17 protein-coding genes and 2 pseudogenes are annotated in these 19035 nt (G+C 57.7%); 7 read left to right on the top strand and 12 right to left on the bottom strand.

Features of this window, described 5'->3' with window-relative positions:
- Positions 1 to 112 precede the first annotated feature (112 nt).
- The 3 genes from cysM (at position 113) to GTU79_RS20145 (ending at position 3243) form a co-directional block, all read left to right on the top strand.
- Positions 113 to 991 (top strand): cysteine synthase CysM, encoded by an 879-nt coding sequence (gene cysM / locus GTU79_RS20155; protein WP_203523638.1) that lies wholly within the window; start codon positions 113 to 115, stop codon positions 989 to 991.
- 237 nt (positions 992 to 1228) lie between these two features.
- Positions 1229 to 1909, top strand: coding sequence for a response regulator transcription factor (locus GTU79_RS20150; RefSeq protein WP_132927024.1), 681 nt, complete (start codon positions 1229 to 1231; stop codon positions 1907 to 1909).
- Entirely contained in the window at positions 1909 to 3243 is a 1335-nt protein-coding gene (locus tag GTU79_RS20145) for an ATP-binding protein (protein WP_203523637.1), read from the top strand. The genes GTU79_RS20150 and GTU79_RS20145 overlap by 1 nt, the downstream gene beginning before the upstream one ends.
- Positions 3244 to 3311: 68 nt before the next feature.
- On the opposite strand, the gene crr is transcribed toward GTU79_RS20145, so the two are convergent.
- The 5 genes and pseudogenes from crr to cysZ form a co-directional block, all read right to left on the bottom strand.
- A complete protein-coding gene (crr, locus tag GTU79_RS20140; RefSeq protein ID WP_214513312.1) occupies positions 3312 to 3857 on the bottom strand; it encodes a PTS glucose transporter subunit IIA in 546 nt (181 codons plus the stop codon).
- Positions 3858 to 3898: 41 nt separating this feature from the next.
- Positions 3899 to 5625 (bottom strand): annotated as a pseudogene (gene ptsI, locus GTU79_RS20135) (phosphoenolpyruvate-protein phosphotransferase PtsI).
- Between the two features lie 70 nt (positions 5626 to 5695).
- Positions 5696 to 5932: an HPr family phosphocarrier protein gene (locus GTU79_RS20130; RefSeq protein WP_253073380.1), complete on the bottom strand. Its 237-nt coding sequence runs from the start codon at positions 5930 to 5932 to the stop codon at positions 5696 to 5698.
- 421 nt (positions 5933 to 6353) lie between these two features.
- A pseudogene (gene cysK / locus GTU79_RS20125) lies at positions 6354 to 7306 on the bottom strand (cysteine synthase A); the annotation flags it as partial.
- 126 nt (positions 7307 to 7432) lie between these two features.
- The gene (gene cysZ / locus GTU79_RS20120) at positions 7433 to 8194 is read right to left on the bottom strand and encodes a sulfate transporter CysZ (protein WP_203523635.1); all 762 of its coding nucleotides are present in this window, start codon (positions 8192 to 8194) and stop codon (positions 7433 to 7435) included.
- 221 nt (positions 8195 to 8415) lie between these two features.
- Between cysZ and zipA the strand changes: the two genes are divergently transcribed.
- The 3 genes from zipA (at position 8416) to GTU79_RS20105 (ending at position 11751) form a co-directional block, all read left to right on the top strand.
- Positions 8416 to 9393, top strand: coding sequence for a cell division protein ZipA (gene zipA, locus GTU79_RS20115; protein ID WP_203523634.1), 978 nt, complete (start codon positions 8416 to 8418; stop codon positions 9391 to 9393).
- A gap of 91 nt (positions 9394 to 9484) precedes the next feature.
- The gene (gene ligA / locus GTU79_RS20110) at positions 9485 to 11515 is read left to right on the top strand and encodes an NAD-dependent DNA ligase LigA (protein ID WP_203523633.1); all 2031 of its coding nucleotides are present in this window, start codon (positions 9485 to 9487) and stop codon (positions 11513 to 11515) included.
- Between the two features lie 20 nt (positions 11516 to 11535).
- Positions 11536 to 11751, top strand: a complete 216-nt coding sequence (locus GTU79_RS20105) for a DUF3820 family protein (protein WP_132927044.1) — start codon at positions 11536 to 11538, stop codon at positions 11749 to 11751.
- Here GTU79_RS20105 and GTU79_RS20100 read toward each other — a convergent pair.
- Entirely contained in the window at positions 11737 to 12963 is a 1227-nt protein-coding gene (locus tag GTU79_RS20100) for a YbfB/YjiJ family MFS transporter (protein ID WP_214513310.1), read from the bottom strand. The genes GTU79_RS20105 and GTU79_RS20100 overlap by 15 nt on opposite strands.
- Positions 12964 to 13128: 165 nt before the next feature.
- Here GTU79_RS20100 and GTU79_RS20095 point away from each other — a divergent pair, with 165 nt between their 5' ends.
- Positions 13129 to 14043 carry a LysR family transcriptional regulator gene (locus GTU79_RS20095; protein WP_214513309.1) on the top strand — a complete coding sequence of 305 codons (915 nt, stop codon included), beginning with the start codon at positions 13129 to 13131 and terminating at the stop codon, positions 14041 to 14043.
- Between the two features lie 89 nt (positions 14044 to 14132).
- On the opposite strand, the gene GTU79_RS20090 is transcribed toward GTU79_RS20095, so the two are convergent.
- The 6 genes from GTU79_RS20090 to GTU79_RS20065 are packed head-to-tail and all read right to left on the bottom strand — an operon-like array spanning position 14133 to position 18943.
- Positions 14133 to 15065, bottom strand: coding sequence for a putative B6 ABC transporter permease subunit 1 (locus GTU79_RS20090; RefSeq protein WP_203523630.1), 933 nt, complete (start codon positions 15063 to 15065; stop codon positions 14133 to 14135).
- The gene (locus tag GTU79_RS20085) at positions 15065 to 16162 is read right to left on the bottom strand and encodes a putative B6 ABC transporter permease subunit 2 (protein WP_203523629.1); all 1098 of its coding nucleotides are present in this window, start codon (positions 16160 to 16162) and stop codon (positions 15065 to 15067) included. Before GTU79_RS20085 ends, GTU79_RS20090 begins: the two co-directional genes overlap by 1 nt.
- On the bottom strand, positions 16159 to 16404 hold the full coding sequence (locus GTU79_RS20080) for a hypothetical protein (protein ID WP_214513308.1): 246 nt from the start codon (positions 16402 to 16404) through the stop codon (positions 16159 to 16161). The genes GTU79_RS20085 and GTU79_RS20080 overlap by 4 nt, the downstream gene beginning before the upstream one ends.
- Positions 16398 to 16613, bottom strand: coding sequence for a hypothetical protein (locus tag GTU79_RS20075; RefSeq protein WP_214513307.1), 216 nt, complete (start codon positions 16611 to 16613; stop codon positions 16398 to 16400). Before GTU79_RS20075 ends, GTU79_RS20080 begins: the two co-directional genes overlap by 7 nt.
- Entirely contained in the window at positions 16592 to 17857 is a 1266-nt protein-coding gene (locus tag GTU79_RS30700) for an ATP-binding cassette domain-containing protein (RefSeq protein WP_253073379.1), read from the bottom strand. Before GTU79_RS30700 ends, GTU79_RS20075 begins: the two co-directional genes overlap by 22 nt.
- Positions 17858 to 17911: 54 nt before the next feature.
- Positions 17912 to 18943, bottom strand: coding sequence for a putative B6 ABC transporter substrate-binding protein (locus GTU79_RS20065; protein WP_253073378.1), 1032 nt, complete (start codon positions 18941 to 18943; stop codon positions 17912 to 17914).
- Between the last annotated feature and the right edge of the window lie 92 nt (positions 18944 to 19035).

Raw genomic sequence — 19035 nt, 5'->3', positions numbered from 1 at the left:
TATTATAAAAATTGATGTATTTTATGAATTATTGATAACTCATGATTTTTCGCGATCTGCCCACTCCCTTCAATGCGGCCCGATGGCCGCTGGTCTTTATCGGAATTCGGCCGTGACAACACTAGAGCAATGCATAGGCAATACCCCGCTGGTGGCATTACAGCGCCTGGGGCGGGAAACCGGCTGTGATATCCGGGTCAAGCTTGAAGGGAATAACCCCGCCGGGTCGGTGAAAGATCGCGCCGCGCTGGCGATGATTCAACAGGCGGAGCTGCGCGGCGAAATTATTCCCGGCGACCGGCTTATCGAGGCCACCAGCGGCAATACCGGTATCGCCCTGGCGATGATCGCCGCCTTGAAAGGTTACCGGATGACGCTGCTGATGCCTGATAATATGAGCATGGAGCGGCAGTCGGCCATGCGGGCCTATGGCGCTCAATTGATACTGGTGCCACGGGAACAGGGCATGGAGGGCGCGCGGGATCTGGCGCAGGAGATGCAGCGCCGGGGCGAGGGCCGCGTATTGGATCAATTTAATAACCCGGACAACGCCTTTGCGCATTTCGCGGCCACCGGGCCGGAAATCTGGCGGCAAACCGAGGGGAAGGTAACGCATTTTGTTTCCAGCATGGGTACCACCGGCACCATCACCGGCGTCGCCCGGTTTCTGAAAAGCCGGCGCGGCGAGGTGCAGATCATCGGGCTGCAGCCGGAGGAGGGTAGCGCCATACCCGGTATTCGCCGCTGGCCGCCGTCCTATATGCCGGGAATATTCCGTCCGGAACTGGTGGACCGGATTCTGGATATCGGACAATCCGAAGCCGAAGAGACCATGCGCCTGCTGGCCCGTGAAGAGGGTATTTTTTGCGGGGTCAGCTCCGGCGGCGCGGTGGCGGGAGCGCTGAGGATTGCCGCCGAGCGGCCGGGCGGCCTGATTGTGGCCATCATTGCCGATCGCGGCGATCGTTACCTTTCCACCGGCGTGTTTTAATGAGCAACGTCGCTGCTGTATCCCCCGCACGCTCCCGGTAATACCCTCATGCCGCCATTGACGTGGCGGCGGAAAAATGATGTCTGCCCACAATAATGTAATTACCGCGATAATTGTAACAGGAAGTCTATAATCCCTGGAACGCCGGCGCCATTATCAGGTCATAGCATACACTCTGGTTATTTATGCTGTGCCGGGGCATACCTTAATCAGTCGCGGCTTCAATGGAGAACGAATATGAATATCTTACTGGTTGATGATGACAAGGAACTGGGCAAGATGCTGAGCGATTATCTTACCGCCGAGGGGTTTGCCACGTCATGGGTCCCGACGGGAAAACAGGGCGTGTCGGGCGCGTTGTCAGGTGACTATACCGCGATGATCCTGGACATCATGCTGCCGGACATGAGCGGCACCGATGTGCTGCGGCTGGTGCGTAAAGACAGCCGAATCCCCATCATCATGCTGACCGCCAAAGGGGACAATATCGACCGGGTGATCGGGCTGGAAATGGGCGCCGACGATTATATGCCCAAACCCTGCTATCCCCGTGAACTGGTGGCGCGCCTGCGGGCGGTGCTGCGCCGTTTTGACGAGCAGCATGAGGAACCGGCCGATGCGGGCGCGGTGGTTTACGGCGACCTGGTGTTAAACCCGGCCACGCGCAGCAGCCATTGGCAGGGCAAGTCGTTCGACCTTACCGCGTCGGAATTCAATTTGCTCGAATTGCTGATGCGCACGCCGGATCGCGTGGTATCGAAAGACGATTTATCGGAAAAAGGGCTGGGGCGCCGCCGCGAGGCTTACGATCGCAGCGTGGATGTGCATATCAGCAATATCCGGCAGAAGCTTGCGCTGCTGGCTGACAGCAGCCTGAGCATTGAAACGGTACGCAGCATAGGATACCGGATCCGTTAATGAGCACCCGCGGACGGTTATTCTGGAAAATCCTGCTGGGATTCTGGCTGATATTTTTATTGATAACCCAGCTGCTGTGGGCGGGCTTTTCATTGTACGGCAGCCATCATGAACCCCCTGAAGAGAGCATGGCCAGGCGCATGGCTGAGCTTCAGTTAGCTTCGGCGGCCTCGGTTATGGCCCGCGGCGGTTTGCCGGCGCTGAACGCCCTGATGGCCGACTGGCCGGCCCCACAGCGGCAATTCTTTTCATTCGGCCCGGCTCCCGGCTTAAGTCCGGCTGCCGGCACAGACGTCGCGCCATCGGAGCAAAGCCGTTTTTCCGAGCCTTTCATTACCCGGCAGGTGACGCTGCCCGACGGCCGGGCGTATCAACTGCGCTACGATATCCAATCGTTGCGCCGGTCCTCCCATCCCGGTTCGCGCGGCAGCATTTTACATATGCCCAGCCCGCTGTTCTGGCTGGGCATGGCGGTGGGATTGCTGTTCAGCCTATTGCTGGCCTGGAACCTGACGCGGCCGATGCGGCAGTTGCGCCGGGCCTTTGCCCGGGTGGCCCAGGGAGATCTAACGGTGCGTTTATATCCCGTGATGCGCCGCCGCCATGATGAGATAACCGATGTGGCCCGGGATTTCGATGCCATGGCCGAGCGGCTGCACGTGCTGGTGAGCGCCAGGGAGGCCCTGCTGCACGATGTCTCCCATGAACTACGCTCGCCGCTGGCCCGGTTGCAGCTGGCTATCGGACTGGCGCACCAGAATCCGAAAAATGTCGGCTCTTCGCTGGATCGCATTGAACATGAAGCCGGCAGGCTGGACCGGATGATCGGCGAACTGCTGGCGCTGTCCCGTGCGGAAAACCAGGGCACGCCGGGGGAAGACTATTTTGACCTGCTGGGCCTGCTTGAGGCGGTGGTGAATGACGCCCGCTACGAGGCGCAGGTCCCTGGAGTGGAAATCCGGCTGATAGCCCATCAGCCGGAGGATTATACCGTCAAAGGTAATGCGGAAATGATGCGGCGCGGGGTGGAAAATATCGTGCGCAATGCGCTGCGTTTTTCCACCCAGGGTCAGCAGGTCACGGTAACCTTGACCCGGGAAGATGCTTGGCTGGTGGTGACGGTGAGCGATCAAGGCCCAGGGGTGGATGAGAGCAAACTGTCCAGCATCTTCGACCCCTTTGTCAGGGTGAATTCCCCCCAGGCGGGCAAAGGCTACGGTCTGGGACTGGCCATCACGCGCAAAGTGGCGCTGGCTCATGGCGGACAGGTGGAAGCGCATAACGAACCCGGCGGCGGGCTGTTGATCCTTATCCGCATTCCCCATTGGCGTTAGCCATGCACATGCAAAAACGCAAACGGCACTCACTGTGATTATAGTGAGTGCCGCCGCTGGTCAAGATTTCACAACGTTGCTGTTAACCCGCCGGTTGCCGGCGGTTTTTTTTTATTGCGGATGATCGGGGGTTCGCCTACTACGACGCTACCGGATAATTTGATCAGTTTCTTGATTTTATCCATGTTGGAAAAGACCACCGGTGTCAGAGTGGGTTTTGCTTTTTTTTCCAGCAGCGGGAGATCAAACTCGATAACCACGTCGCCTTTTTTCACGCGCTGACCTTCTTGGGCGATACGTTTGAATCCTTCGCCCTTTAGCTCAACGGTATCGATGCCGAAATGGACAAAAAGCTCGATGCCGCTGTCCGATTCGATGGAAAAAGCATGGTTGGTTTCAAAAATTTTACCAATGGTGCCGTCCACCGGTGCCACCATTTTGTTCCCACTGGGCTTAATGGCAATACCGTCGCCGACGATCTTTTCAGCGAAAACGACATCTGGCACATCTTCAATGTTAACTATTTCACCTGATAGTGGTGCAACAATTTCAATGCTTCCCGTGTCTTTCTTATCATCGGAAACCAGAGATTTCAGTTTATCGAACAAACCCATGATCTTCTCCTAAGCATTTATATCGGGTCAGCGTCGTGAAATCAGCAGAGCGTTTTTTCTTCAATGAACTTATTCACCAGATTCATCAGCTCTTCCGCGGTAGGCTGAGCTAAAGCTTCCTCTGCTAACGCTTTTGCATCACCAAAATTTGTATTACGTATAATTTTCTTGATGCGCGGGATAGAGATAGCACTCATGCTGAATTCATCCAGTCCCATCCCTAATAACAGTAGTGTAGCACGTTCGTCACCTGCCAGCTCGCCGCACATACCGGTCCATTTACCTTCCGCGTGGGATGCGTCGATAACCTGTTTGATCAATGTCAACACGGAGGGAGCCATTGGGTTATAAAGATGCGAAATTAATTCGTTACCGCGATCCACCGCCAGAGTATATTGCGTTAAGTCATTTGTTCCAATACTAAAAAAATCCACTTCTTTAGCCAGATGGTGGGCAATGGTGGCGGCGGCCGGTGTTTCCACCATAACGCCTACTTCTATTTCTTCATCAAACGTCTTGCCTTCCCCGCGCAATTGATCTTTCAGCAGATCCAATTCGCCTTTCAGTTCGCGCACTTCCTCTACCGAAATGATCATCGGGTACATGATACGCAGCTTGCCGAACGAGGAGGCCCGCAAAATGGCGCGCAGCTGCGCATGCAGCATTTCCTTGCGATCCAGCCCGATGCGGATGGCGCGCCAGCCGAGGAAAGGATTGTCTTCTTTGGGCAGGTTCATATAGGGCAAATCTTTATCGCCGCCGATATCCATGGTCCGCACAATGATGGAGCCGGTGGACAGGGATTCCGCCACGGCTTTATAAGCCTGGAATTGTTCTTCTTCGCTGGGCAGGGTATCGCGGTCCATAAAAAGGAACTCGGTGCGGTACAGGCCGACGCCTTCGGCGCCGTTGCGTTCCGCCCCGGCCACATCACGCACGGTACCGATATTGGCGCAGACTTCCACCTGATGGCCGTCAAGGGTAATGGCGGGCAGGTCCTTGAGTTTGGCCAGTTCGGTCTTTTCCTGCACATACTGGCTGTAGAGCGCCTTGAGTTCTTCGATTTTTTCCGGCGTCGGATTGATATAGACCTGGTTATTCACCGCGTCCAAAATCAGATAATCACCATTGCTCACTGACTTGGTGACGCTGCCGGTGCCCACGATTGCCGGCAGTTCGAGGGAACGGGCCATAATGGAGGTATGAGAGGTCCTGCCGCCCAGGTCGGTGACAAACCCCAGCACCTTATCAAGATTGAGCTGGGCGGTTTCCGACGGCGTCAAATCGGTGGCCACCAGCACGACTTCTTCGCTGATCGAGCTTAAATCGATGATCGGCATGCCGAGGATATTCCTCAGCAGCCGTTTACCGATATCGCGGACATCGGTGGCGCGCTCCTTGAGATATTCGTCGTCGAGTTCTTCCAGCGCCTTGGCCTGGGTCTCGATAACGTTATAAGCGGCGGCGTCCGCCGTCGCGAGTTCGTCTTTGATAAGGGCTATGATATCCTGCTCAAGCTCTTCGTCTTCCAGCAACATGATATGGCCTTCGAAGATTGCTTCCTTTCTTCACCGAAGGTTTCGCCGGCTTTGGTTTTAATTGCTTCCAGCTGTGCGGATGCTTTGGCACGCCCGGCCAGAAAACGCTCGATTTCCTGCTCAACCTGGCTGGCAGGAATTTTCTTCCGGTTGATGATAATCTCATCTTCCTTCAGGAGGAGCGCCTTACCAAAGGCGATACCCGGTGATGCTAAAATGCCTGAAATCATAACCCTACCTTACTCACTCATATCTCGCGTTGACTTAAAAGACCGAGCCGGGATTACTCAAGCTCTGCCATCAATTTAACCAGGTGTTCAACCGCTTTTGTTCGTCTTCGCCTTCGGCGATAATGGAAACGACGGTGCCCTGAGTCAGGCCGAGGGTTTGTAATTTGAACAGGCTTTGGCGCTGGCGCTTTACCGTTGGAACTAACCGTGATGTCGGAAACGAAGCCTTTGGCTTCTTTACAAATTGTGCGGCGGGGCGGGTATGAAGACCGTTAGGTGCAGTAATTGTAACTTCTTGCTGGAACATTATGTTTCCCCAACTTATTAGATGATATCAATGTTGTGGGGCTAAAGTTTAGCTTAAAGGCGGACTTTAGCCTATATGGTTAGTGCCTGAGTATGTTACAAAGGCGAAGATGTATGCGAGCAAAAACGGTATAAAAGCATTTCTGGCTAAATCTTGTGAAGGCTTTGTTATGCCGTTACGCTACCGATCATTATGCCGTTTTTAATCAAAATCTATAGGGCATTAATCGATTCAGCTACAAGAACAATTAATAGCCTGATTAATTTCATACATCGAAATAATTGTCCGCTTAAATACAAGGCAGAGCCAACAAAATCAGTTATGCAGGGGCAAAATATGATCCAGTCCACAAAAAGCACCCGGAAGGGTGCTTATTAGAGGTGGATTGTGGGCAAAGAGCCGTACACTTATTGCTGTAGTTCTTTTCTGTGAACAGATCCGCAAAAGCGCGGTGCTCAGATAACGTTCGCCGGAAGAGGGCAGGATCACCACGATGGTTTTGTTGGCGAACGCTTCGTCTTCCTGAAGCTTGAGGGCAGCGGCCACGGCGGCGCCGGAGGAGATACCCGCCAGGATGCCTTCTTCTTCCATCAGGCGGCGCGCGGTGCTGATGGCTTCGTCGTTAGTGATTTTGACGACGCGGTCAATCAGGCTCAAATCGAGATTGTCGGGGATGAATCCGGCGCCGATGCCCTGGATTTTATGCGGACCGGGTTTGATTTCTTCGCCTGCCAGCGCCTGACTTATCACCGGTGAATCGGTGGGCTCGACCGCCACGGAAATCACCTTTTTGCCCTTGGTGTTCTTCAGATAGCGGCTCACGCCGGTGATGGTACCGCCGGTGTCTACCCCGGCAATAAAGACATCCACGTCGCCGTCGGTGTCTTCCCAGATTTCCGGGCCGGTGGTTTGTTCATGAATGGCTGGATTGGACGGGTTACTGAACTGCTGCAGCATCAGGTAACGCTTGGGATCGGTGGCGACGATTTCTTCGGCCTTGGCAATGGCCCCTTTCATCCCTTTCGGGCCTTCGGTCAGCACCAGGTTGGCACCCAGCGCCTTGAGCAATTTACGACGTTCGATACTCATGGTTTCCGGCATGGTCAGGGTGAGTTTATAACCCCGCGCCGCCGCGACATAAGCCAGCGCGATACCGGTATTGCCGCTGGTGGGCTCAACCAGTTCCACACCCTGTTTCAGGACGCCGCGCTTTTCCGCGTCCCAGATCATGTTGGCGCCGATACGGCATTTCACGCTGAAGCTCGGATTGCGTGATTCCACTTTGGCCAGGATGCGGCCGTTGCCGATGCGGTTCAAACGTACCAGCGGGGTGTGGCCGATGGTATAGGAATTATCTTCGTAAATATTGCTCATGACCGATCCTTTACTGTTTATGCCAATCTAGGGAATGATAATCAGAGCATACCCTTTCAGGTTGATGACGGAAGTGAAAGAAAAGTATATCGATATGTTATTAAGACATAAGTTTTAAGAACAGGTTCACTGTCCCATGGGTTTGGTGAATTCGTCACGATAGCTCTCCACCCACATGGCGGTGGCGCCGCAAACCGCCACCGGCATAATCAGCAGGTTCAGCACCGGAATCGCCGTGCAAATCCCCACCATGGCGCCGAACTGCATATTGCGGATTTTATGGCGCCGCAGCGCATGGCGCATGGCCGCGAAACCGACTTTGTGATTATCGAAAGGATAGTCGCAATATTGTATGGTCATCATCCAGGCGCCGAAAAAAAACCACAGCACCGGCGCCGCCGTCTGGCCGAAAACAGGGATAAAATGCAGAATCAGCAGTATGAGCGCCCGCGGCAGGTAATAGCGCAGCTTCAGCCATTCGCGGAGCATGACCCGGGGCAAGTCTTTGAGCAGCGCCACCACCCCGCTGTCGGGCAGTCGCCGGCCGGTCAGCCGCGCCTCCAACTGCTCCGACAGCATGCCGCTGAACGGGGCGGCGATGGCGTTGGCCACGGTGCTGAAAAAATAGCTGAAGATCAGAACCACCGCCAGAATGGAGAGCGGCCAGATGATATAGCCCAGCCAGTGCAGCCAGGCGGGCATATGTTCCACCAATTGCGGGATCCACAGGTGCAGACGGGAATAGAGCCACCAGAAAGCGCCCCCCAGCAGTAAAATATTCACCAGCAGCGGCAGAATGACAAATCGCCTGATGCCGGGCAGGGTAATCAATCGCCATCCGCGGACAAAATAATGGAAGCCACTACGGGATTTTATGTCGTTAAGCATTTTTTCGCCGTTTTCTCACCGATAAAAGAAAAATTGGTGTATGGGTTATCATGAAATTCTGCTGTTTTGGGACTTTTGTTCGAAAAACAGCAAAAATGTGCTGACGCTATCTTTATTGTCAGAAAGTACCGTGCGGACTTGCACTTGTCTACGCAGGCAAATAGAGTTAAGAGAGTAAATGTTTGCCGCGTTGGCAATGAATTAGAACAACTGAGATGGCAATGATGCAGGATTTGCGTCTGATATTAATCGTTGTTGGTGCGATCGCTATCATAGCGTTGCTATTACACGGCCTGTGGACCAGCCGTAAAGAGCGCTCATCGGTTTTTCGCGATCGACCGGTTAAACGACTGAAACAAGATCGTCAGGAACAGGACGAGCCTCCGCTTGAAGAGCGTGACGAAGGTGTGGGCGAGGTTCGGGTTACCAAGCTGCGAACCGACGAACCTTCGTTTGGGCAATTTGATACCCCTGAACATGATTCCAGGCCGCCGGAGGTGTTAAAAACGCCGGCGCGTTCCAGATCGGATTTCGATCCCCTGCTGGATGACGCGTCGGAAGAAGACGAAGAGCCCGCGGCCGCGCCGAGACCCCGCCATAAATCCTTTTTCGCCAAGCGCGCATCGGCCCGCGCCGAGGAGCCGGCGGCTTCGGCCCATCAGCCGGAGCTGTTCGGCGACGATGACCTCAGGCATGTCCCCACGTCGTCGGCATCGGTCCCCGCCGGGGAAGAGCGCCGTTCGCCGCAGGAGCCGGCGGAACCGGTTAAACGCAAAGAGACGGTGCTGGTGCTGCATGTCGCCGCTCACAACGGCACGCTCATAGGCGGCGAGGAGCTGCTGCAAAGCATACTGCAGTCGGGATTGCAGTTCGGTGAAATGAATATTTTCCACCGCCACCTCAATCCGGCGGGCAGCGGCCCGGTACTGTTCAGCCTGGCGAATATGGTGAAACCGGGGTCTTTCGATCCGGAAGGAATGGGCTCCTTCACCACTCCCGGCGTGTCGATGTTCATGATGGTGCCTTCCTACGGCGACGCTAATCAGAACTTTAAACTCATGCTGCAATCGGCGCAGCGTATCGCCGATGATTGCGGCGGCGTGGTGCTGGATGATGAGCGCCGCATGCTGACGCCGCAGAAGCTGGATACGTACAAAGCGCGGATCCGCGAGGTGCTTGAGGTGAAGAACGGCGCCTGAGGTTAAGAGGTTTTCGAGCCGGTTTTTACGTTTTAACGATTCGGTCATAATAACCCCCGCTTGCGGGGGTTTTTTTCGCTGACGGTGAGCTATGGAACAGATCGACCAAAAAATCAACGCGCTGCGCGCCCAGCTGCGTCATCATGAATATCAGTACCATGTCCTGGATGCACCGGAAGTGCCGGATGCGGAATACGATCGGCTGATGGCGGAATTACGCGAGCTTGAAACCCAGCATCCGGAGTTTCTCACTGCCGATTCCCCCACTCAACGGGTCGGCGGAGCGCCGCTTACCGCTTTCAGCCAGGTCCGCCATGAAGTGCCGATGCTCTCCCTGGATAATGTGTTCGACGAAGAGAGCTTTCTGGCCTTTAACAAACGGGTGATGGATCGCCTGAGAAGCGATGACGATCTGACGTTTTGCTGTGAACTGAAACTGGACGGCCTGGCGGTGAGCCTGCTGTATGAAAACGGTGAGCTGGTACGCGCCGCAACGCGGGGCGATGGCACCACCGGCGAGGATATCACCTCCAACGTCCGCACTATCCGCACCATCCCGCTGCGTTTGCGAGACGGCAACGGAGCCATTCCCCGCCGCCTGGAAATCCGCGGTGAAGTATTCATGTCCGAAGACGGTTTTCGTAAGCTCAATGAGACCGCCGCTCGGGAGGGGGGAAAAGTCTTCGCCAACCCCCGTAACGCCGCCGCCGGTTCCCTGCGACAGCTTGATCCGTCCATTACCGCTAAACGCCCGCTGACATTTTTCTGTTATGGCGTCGGCCTGCTTGAAGAGGGCGAACTGCCGGGCAGCCACTGGGAGCGTTTGCAGCTGTTCAAGACCTGGGGCGTACCGGTGAGCAATCGTATCGAGCGCTGCACCGGCAGCGGGCAGGTACTGGATTTCTATCGCCGGATTCAGGCAGAACGGTCGTCGCTGGGTTTTGATATCGACGGCGTGGTGATTAAAGTGGATTCCATGGCCCTGCAGCAGCGCCTGGGGTTCGTCGCCCGCGCGCCGCGCTGGGCCATCGCCTATAAATTCCCGGCCCAGGAGCAAATGACCCGGGTGCGGGATGTGGAGTTCCAGGTGGGCCGTACCGGCGCCATCACGCCGGTGGCTCGTCTGGAGCCGGTGCTGGTGTCCGGGGCCATGGTCAGCAACGCCACCTTGCATAACGCCGATGAAATCGAGCGCTTGGGGGTACGTATCGGCGATACCGTGATAATCCGCCGCGCCGGGGACGTTATTCCGCAGGTGGTGGGTGTGGTGCTGGACCGGCGGCCGGCGGATGCCCGGCCGGTGGTATTCCCCACCCACTGCCCGGTGTGCGGCTCCGACGTGGAACGGGTGGAGGGGGAAGCGGCGGCGCGCTGTACCGCCGGCCTGGTCTGCGGGGCCCAGCGTAAAGAGTCGCTGAAGCATTTTGTTTCACGCCGGGCCCTTGATGTGGACGGTATGGGGGATAAAATCATCGAACAGCTGGTGGAGCGCGAACTGGTAAAAACCCCCGCCGATCTGTTCCGTCTTGGAAAAGAGAGCCTGGCGCGCCTGGAACGCATGGGTCCCAAGTCGGCGCAAAACCTGGTGGAAGCCCTGGAAACCGCAAAACAGACCACCTTTGCCCGTTTCCTTTACGCGCTGGGGATTCGCGAAGTAGGGGAAGCCACGGCGGTAAGCCTGGCGGCGGAGTTTAAAACCCTGGACGCACTGTATGCCGCTGACATCGAAGACCTGGTGGCGGTGCAGGATATCGGCCCGATAGTGGCGGCTCATGTGCGTAATTTCTTTGAAGAGCAGCATAATCTGGACGTTATCGCCGAGCTTATCGGGCCGGAGATCGGCATTCACTGGCCGGCGCCGGTGATGGCCCCTGCGGCCGGGGACATCGACCATCCTTTTGCCGGCAAAACCGTGGTATTGACCGGGTCGTTATCCGGCCTGTCGCGGGATGAGGCCAAGGATCGCCTGGTGGCCCTGGGGGCGAAGGTCAGCGGCAGCGTCTCGGCGAAAACCAATCTGGTGATTGCCGGGGAAGCGGCCGGCTCCAAGCTGACCAAGGCCCAGCAGTTGAATATCAAGGTTATCGATGAAGCGGAAATGATGCGCCTGTTGGGTGAATAACGCGGTGCCGGGAGGGGAAAATGGAAAAAGAAGATCTGGTCGCCATTGCCAATACCGAAATGCCCTTCGGTAAATACCAGGGCCGGGCGCTTATCGATTTGCCCGAGCCGTACCTGCTGTGGTTCGCCCGGCAGGGCGAATTTCCCGCCGGCCGGCTGGGTGAGCTGATGTCCATCACCCTGGCGATTAAAATCGAGGGGCTGGAGGGGCTTATCAAGCCGCTAAAACGGAAATAGCAACGGAATGAGCCTGAGGCTTTTCACCAGCGGGCCGATGACCAACGCCAGCAGCAGCGTGATGGCGGCGCTCAGGAACAGCAGCCGATGGTTGTCTCCGGAGATGCTGAGGATCCCCGAGCAGGCGTAGCCGGCAGCGGCCATGGATGCTGCGGTGACAATGGTCACCCGGGCCCAGACGACATTTTGCGTTCCGGTGTCGTGGGGGATCAAATCGTGCGTCCTGGCCAGAAATACCGGCACCACGCCGGTGGCGAAGCTGCCGATGACCAGGGTTGATAAGGCAATCACCGTATAGCTGCCGGTATGGTAAAGGCAGCCGGCAGCCAGCCCCTGAAGCAGCAAAACCAGCCGGGTAAATATACGGATCCCCATACGGTCGGCGAGTACTCCGTACAACGGCGGACCGAAAATTGCGCCGACGCCATATAACATCCAGAAACGAGCTCCCGCCCCGGCCCCGGCGCCCAGTTCCCGCGTGATGAAATCCACCAGAAATACCGTCCCCGGAACCAGGCTGGCGGCCATTAATGCGGTTTCCAGGTAGAACAGGCGAAAAGCGGCGTTGGAACGATGCGGGCCGTGAGTCTTGGCGTTCTTCCCCGAACTGTTTAAGGTCAGCGGCGACGAGGGCGGCCAGCCGAACCAGCTCGCCGCGGTAAACAGCGCGGACAGCGCCGCCAGTCCGAACCAGGCTTCCCGTAATCCCATGTGCAGTAAAAACGGAATCAGGGTGCTGGAGCCGGCGATGCCGAGTCCCATCCCGAGAAAAATCCCGCCGCTTGCCAATCCCTTGCGCGTGCCGGGGACATGAGGAAGTATGGTGGCGGTCACCAGTATCATAATGATGCCGCCGGCGACGCCCGACAGAAGCCGCCAGCCAAAAAACCACGCCACCGATACCGGAAACCCGCAGGCCAGGAATGCAACCGTGGCCAACACCATCATCAGGCGCAGCGCGGTGACATTGGACACATGGCCGATCAATCGATGGGCCGCCAGCGCGCCCAATAAATAACCGGCCAAATTCGCGGCGCCGAGGTAAGCGGCGTCTCCGGCGGGAAACCAATGCTGCTGGATAAGGACCGGAAGCAGCGGCGCGTAGCCGAAACGGGCTAGTCCGATGCTCACCAAACTGGCGCATAAGCCTGAAAATATGTAACCCCCGATGGTTTTTCGGCCGGGGGTATGGGACATCGTCTGAGTCGGCATACTATTGTGTCCTAAGGAATGGCTGAAAACCGTTATGAATCCGTATTGTTAAAGAGGGTCTATTTGCACCCCCAGGCAGCGTCAAACGTCGCCCATTCAAGGTAAGGTTGATACTAATATGAATCAAGCGTAAGATTTTCATCTCTAATATTCGAGATAAGCATAATGATTGATGGCTTGAGGGCGTTTTTAGCGGTATTCGAAGGGCAGTCGTTAAGTAAGGCGGCGGATAAGCTGTCGCTGACACAGTCCGCCGTGTCGCGGCGCATTCAACAATTGGAAGTCACGCTCGGCGGCGCATTATTCGATCGGTCAAGCAAGCCCCTTAAACCGACACCGTCGGCTCATCGTATCCATGCCAGATCATGGGAACTGTTGCGTAACGCCGAGGAGCTGTTTGCGCTGGCCAACGTGGAGAGCGAGCCAACCGGCACATTGCGGCTCGGTGTGACTCACGCCATCGGCGATGTGGTTTCGCTGTCGTTATTGACCCGATTAAAAACCGAATTTCCCGCCCTTGATGTGCAATTGTGTTCTGACTGGACCGCCGGCCTGCTGCAGAAAATCGATGCCGCCCAGGTGGACGCCGCTGTGGTGATGTTCGCCGCCGGTGTCCGCCCTCCCGCTTACCTTGAGGTCCGATCCCTGGCCACCCTGCATGCCGTGGTTATTCAAAGCAGGAAAGCCCCGGCCTTTACCGGTTCAGCCACCCTGGCCGGGCTGAGCGGACAAAATTGGATCTTGAACGCCAAAGGCTGCGGCTACCGGGATGCGTTTGTCCGCGAGATGCATAGCCGCGGCGTTGATATGCGTATCTGCGTCGAATCGCAGAGCATTGACGAACAGCTGCGTTTTATCGCCTCCGGCCTGGGGCTGGGCCTGATATCGCGGGAATTTCTTTACCATGGGACAGGCAAATACGAGGTCAGTATCGTTGATGTGCAGGATTTTTTGCAGCCGATAAGCCTTTGCCTGGTGCATGTGAATGGATTGGGGAGCCTGACCAAAACCCTTGATGCCATGACCGCCACGATTAATGAGACGTTATCCCGCCTGGCGCAGGACAATACATCGCGGTAAATTAAATTGCGGCAGACAATGTACGGTGAAAAACCGAGCCGCGACCCTGCAATGAATACGGCGTCTCAGTGCCCGCAACTCCCCTTGCCTCAGCGAGATCCACGGATATACGGAGTACCCAGCGCGCTGGGCAGATTGGCCCGTCGTCCGAAGATTAACAGTACCAGCATCACCGCAATAAACGGCAGCATCTGGATAACATCGGTGGGCACCGCCACGCCCAGGACCTGCAGGGCGGTGGTGAGGGATAAACAGGCGCCGAATAATAATGCCCCTCCCAGCACCCATAACGGCCTGCCGCGCGCCAGCATCGCCAGCACGATGGCGATAAAACCGTTGCCCTGCGTCATGTAAGGCACAAATATCCCCGCCCCGATTTGCGACATAAACGCGCCGCCCGCGCCCGCCAGCAGGCCGGTGGTGAGCACCGCCAGCGTGCGGATCCATAGCACATCCACCCCGGCGGCATCCAGGGCGACGGGTTTTTCGCCGGCGGCCTGCAGGGACAATCCCAGGTTGGTATAACGGTAGATCAGGGCGAACAGCGCCACGGCGGCGATGGCCAGGTAGACAATGGGCGGCTGATTGAAGAGTATCCGGCCGATAAAGGGAATATGGGATAGCAGGGGCAGGGGCAGGGTATCGACGCTTCCCAGCCGCGGATAGGTGCGGCTGAACTGGATATATTGCAGCAGGGCCGTGGCCCCTTCGGCCCCCAGGGTGAGGGCGATGCCGATCACAATCTGATTAAGGCGCAGCCAGACGCAGCACAGGGACATCAACGCGGCGACGCCCATACCGCCCAGGGCGCCCGCCAGCAGACCCAGGCTCATGGACTGGGTATGCCAGGCAATATAAAACCCCAGGTACGCGCCGGTAAGCATCATGCCTTCCAGGCCGATATTCAGCACCCCGGCCTTTTCGGACAACTGTTCCCCCAGCCCCGCCAGCAGCAGCGGCACGCCGGCGACAATGGCCCCCAGCAGCAGTGAACTCCAAAACCCCTGACTCAGTAGATCCATCACAGACTCCCGTCCCTGTCGCGCCGCCGCTGCGCCGCCATCTCCAGCAGAGCGAACACGAACAGCAGGATGGCGACCGTCACCAGGGTAAAATGGTTGGGTACGCCCATCCGGCGCGCCGCGCTCTCGCTGCCGATAGACAGCACCGAAAAAACAAACACAAAGGCGATGGTGCCGTAACCGTTGAACCGGGCCAGAAATACCAGCGGTACCACCACCAGACTGTAAGCCGGGTTCCAGTCCGCCCGCACATTGCCCTCGATGCCCAGCACTTCCACCGCCCCCGCCAGGCCGGCCAGGGCGCTTGACAGGGCGAACACCGCCATGGTCAGAAGCCCCAGCGGCAAGCCCGCATGTTTCGCCGCCCGAGGATTGGCGCCGATAGTGCGCAGCTGTAAACCGAACGCGGTGCGGCTCATCAGGGCGTGTACCGCGATAACCGCCGCCAGACCGATAAGCAGGCCGCTGGAAATGTCCGTGCCGAATAAAGGCGGCAGACGATGCCCGTAGGGCAGGGTTCGGGTCTCCGGCACCGTGGTGCCGGCATCGAAAAACACCAGTTTCACCAGCACGTTCGCCAGGGAAACGCCTAAAAATGACATCATCAGGCTGGTGATGATTTCGTTAATATCCTGCCAGGCTTTGAGCATGGCGGGCAATAACGACCACAGCGCCCCCATCACCGCTCCTACCGCCAGCCCCGCTGTCAATGTCAGCCAGACCGGCGAGCCGAGGCTATCAAGTGGCGCCGCCAGCGCCGAGGCCAGAACCGCTCCCAATAAAAACTGCCCGTCGCCGCCGAGGTTCCACAATCCGGCGCGAAACGCGACAATCAGGCTGGCGCCGATCAGCAGCAGCGGCCCCATGCGGGTCAGCGTGGCCTGGAATCCCACCGGGGTCAGCAGCCCTTTGCGCAGGATAAAACCATAATACTCCAGGGGATTGACGCCCATGAGCAGCAGCAGGCCGCCGGTGATCAGCAGGGCGATAATGACCGGTCCCACAGACCAGCCGACCTGGGCCAAGACATTTTTCAACCGGGCCAGCGCCGGCCCGCGGCGGGACAGCGCACGAGCACCTTCGGATTGGCCGCTCATAGCGTTATTCCGCTCATCAGTTCGCCGATTTGGCTGCGGGCGCGGGGTCCCTTGGCCACCATGCCGACAATTCTGCCGCCGGACATCACCCCGATGCGGTCCGCCAGCCCCAGTAACTCCTCCATATCGGTGGAGATCAGAATGACCGCCATTCCGGCGCGGGCCGACCGGCGTATCCGCTCGCGGACCGCCGTCATATTCCGTACGTCCAGTCCGTGGGTGGGTTTGGCAAATATTACCATCCGGGCCGGGCCGCCGAGTTCCCGGGCCAGCAGCGCTTTCTGAATATTGCCGCCGGATAATTTGCCGATGGGGTATCAACTCCCGGGGTGCGGATATCATATTCGGCAATACGCTCACGAGCATGGCGGGCTATGTCCTCCGGCTGTTCAATGCCCCGTCGCCAGAAAGGCGCTTCGCCTATTTGTTTCAACAGCAGGTTGATAGACACCGGGAACACCCCACGGTGCCTTCACCCAGCCGATCGTCGGTGACATATCGCAGGCCGAGCTTGCGCCGCTGGCCGATGCTTAGCTGTTCAATGGCTTCCCCGCCAGCAAAATCCGGCCGCCGGCCAGGGCGCTGACCCGCCAGCGCCTCCGCCAGCTGTTTTTGTCCGTTGCCGTCAATACCGGCAATGCCGACGATTTCCCCGGCGGCCACCTCAAGATTAATGTCCCTCAGGGGAACCAACGCATCGTTCACCGCCAGTGCCTGGACTGCAAGCACCGGCCCGGCGGCGACATGGACGTCGAATGTGTCCTTGGTATCGGCATTTTTCCCGGCGCGCGCGTCGTAAGCGGTATCATCGTTCCCGATGGCCGCGAGGCGGCTTGCAGCAGTCGGCATCTCATTTGCCGAGGAGCCGTCAAGGATTGCACCGTTCCCGGTACTCGAGGGAGAACCAACAGGGGTAGTGTCGCCGTCATCGGCGGATAAATTGAACATCAGTTGCATCACTTCGCCGGTGACCTGTTGCGGGGGCAGGTTTTTCAGGCGCTGAGGCGGGATTTCTCCCACCTTGCGTCCCCGGCGCAGCACCGATATCCGGTCGCCCCAGGCCAGGGCCTCGTTAAGCTTATGGGTAATAAACACCACCGCCAGACCCTGCGCCACCAGCCGCCGCATCAGTTGACCCAGTTCATCGGCGTTCTTCGGCGTCAGCATGGCGGTGGCCTCATCCAGTATCAGTACCCGACTGCCCCGCAGCACGGAGCGGACGATCTCCGCCTGCTGCTGCTCTCCCAGCGACAGCGACCCCGCCAGGGCGAACGGGTTTACCCGCACCCCGATATCCCGGGCTATCTGCCCGACCCGGCCGGCGTAAAAACCGCGGGCCGGCCGCCGCCACCAGGGATCGCCCAGGGCAATGTTGTCCACCACGCTTAAACCGGGCACCATCATGGTATGCTGAAATACCGTGCCGATCCCCAGCGCCAGCGCCCGGCGCGGGGAGTGTAGGACTTCTTTCCGGCCATTAACGGCGATATGGCCCTCATCCGGCCGTTGCAAACCGGCCAGCATCGCCACCAGGGTGGATTTGCCGGCGCCGTTCTCTCCCAGCAGCACGTGCACTTCCCCGGCCCATAACGCCAAATCGATGCCATCATTGGCGACGATACCGGGGAATCGCTTGGTGAGCCGATGGACGGTCACAACGGGAGATGCCGTTGCCGGCAGGTTCTGGCTCATCATGCTCTCTTTTGTTAATTGGCCGGAGCGCGGCGGATGGCACGTTCCGCAACAGGGCTATTCGCTTTTTGCCGCCAGCAGGTCGTGTAGCGTTTTAGCGTCGTAATCCGCCGGTACGGTGATTTTCCCGCTGATTATCTCGTCGCGCACCTGATTGACGCTTTGCCAGATGTCCTCGGGGATATGTTTGGTTTTCAACAGACTGATAGAGCCGTCCGCCAGGGAGGTTTTATAGTTGTGGGTGCCGAATTTATCCTGCTTGAGGTCTTCAATCATGGCGGTGAAGACCGGCGTTAAATTCCATAATACCGAACTGAGCAGATTGCCTTTATCAATGCTGGATTTATCGCCCACCACATCGATGAAATAGACTTTACCGCCGTCCGCCGCCGGGGTGGTTTCCACCGCTTGCAGCATGCCGAAGCTGGAACCGTTGCCTTGGCCGAAGATGATATCCGCTCCGGCGGCAATAACCGATGCCGTGACCCGCTTGCCGCCGGCGGCATCGCTGTAGGCCGCCGGGCCGATGACCGCATAGCGGATTTTGATGTCTTTCCTGGCCGCACGGGCCCCCAGGATAAACGCCGTGGCCTGAGCGTTCCAGGCGGGCGGTTCGCCGGACACCACGATGCCGACAATGCCGCTGCGGGACATTTTAGCCGCCAGGGTGCCGGCCAGATAGGCTCCTTCCTGCCCGCTGACGGTATAGTCCGCTACTTTGCCGGCTTTCAGGGACGACGGGCTGTCTGTCACCGCCACCGCAATCTTGGTTTGCGCCGCGATTTCCGGCGCCGCCTGGTTGTAGCCGCTGGCATGGGCGATAATCAGCTGCGCCCCGTCATCCGCCAAATCGCGCAGAGTGGGCCGCACATCGCCGTAACCGAGATTCTCCGCCACCTGGACTTTTACGCCCTCTTTGGCGCCCGCCGCCTTGGCGGCGGCGATCCCCTGCTGATTCCAGACGAAATCGGTGCCGGGTTCGGGGGTTAATATCGCAATGGAACTGATTTGCGCAGCGAACGTCGCCGGACACCCCGCTATCATGGCCGACGCCAGGGTTGCATATTTTAACCACCTCTTCACCATCATGCTTTTTCCTTAATAAATAATATGATTGACAACGCAGCGAATACGCTCTTTCCTGTTGCTTTCCGTCCGGCAGACCAGTTCTTACACGAGGA

It is taken from the genome of Sodalis ligni, from assembly GCF_016865525.2.
Classification (GTDB): Bacteria; Pseudomonadota; Gammaproteobacteria; order Enterobacterales; family Enterobacteriaceae; genus Acerihabitans; species Acerihabitans ligni.
This window is presented reverse-complemented; position numbering and strand designations above follow the sequence as displayed.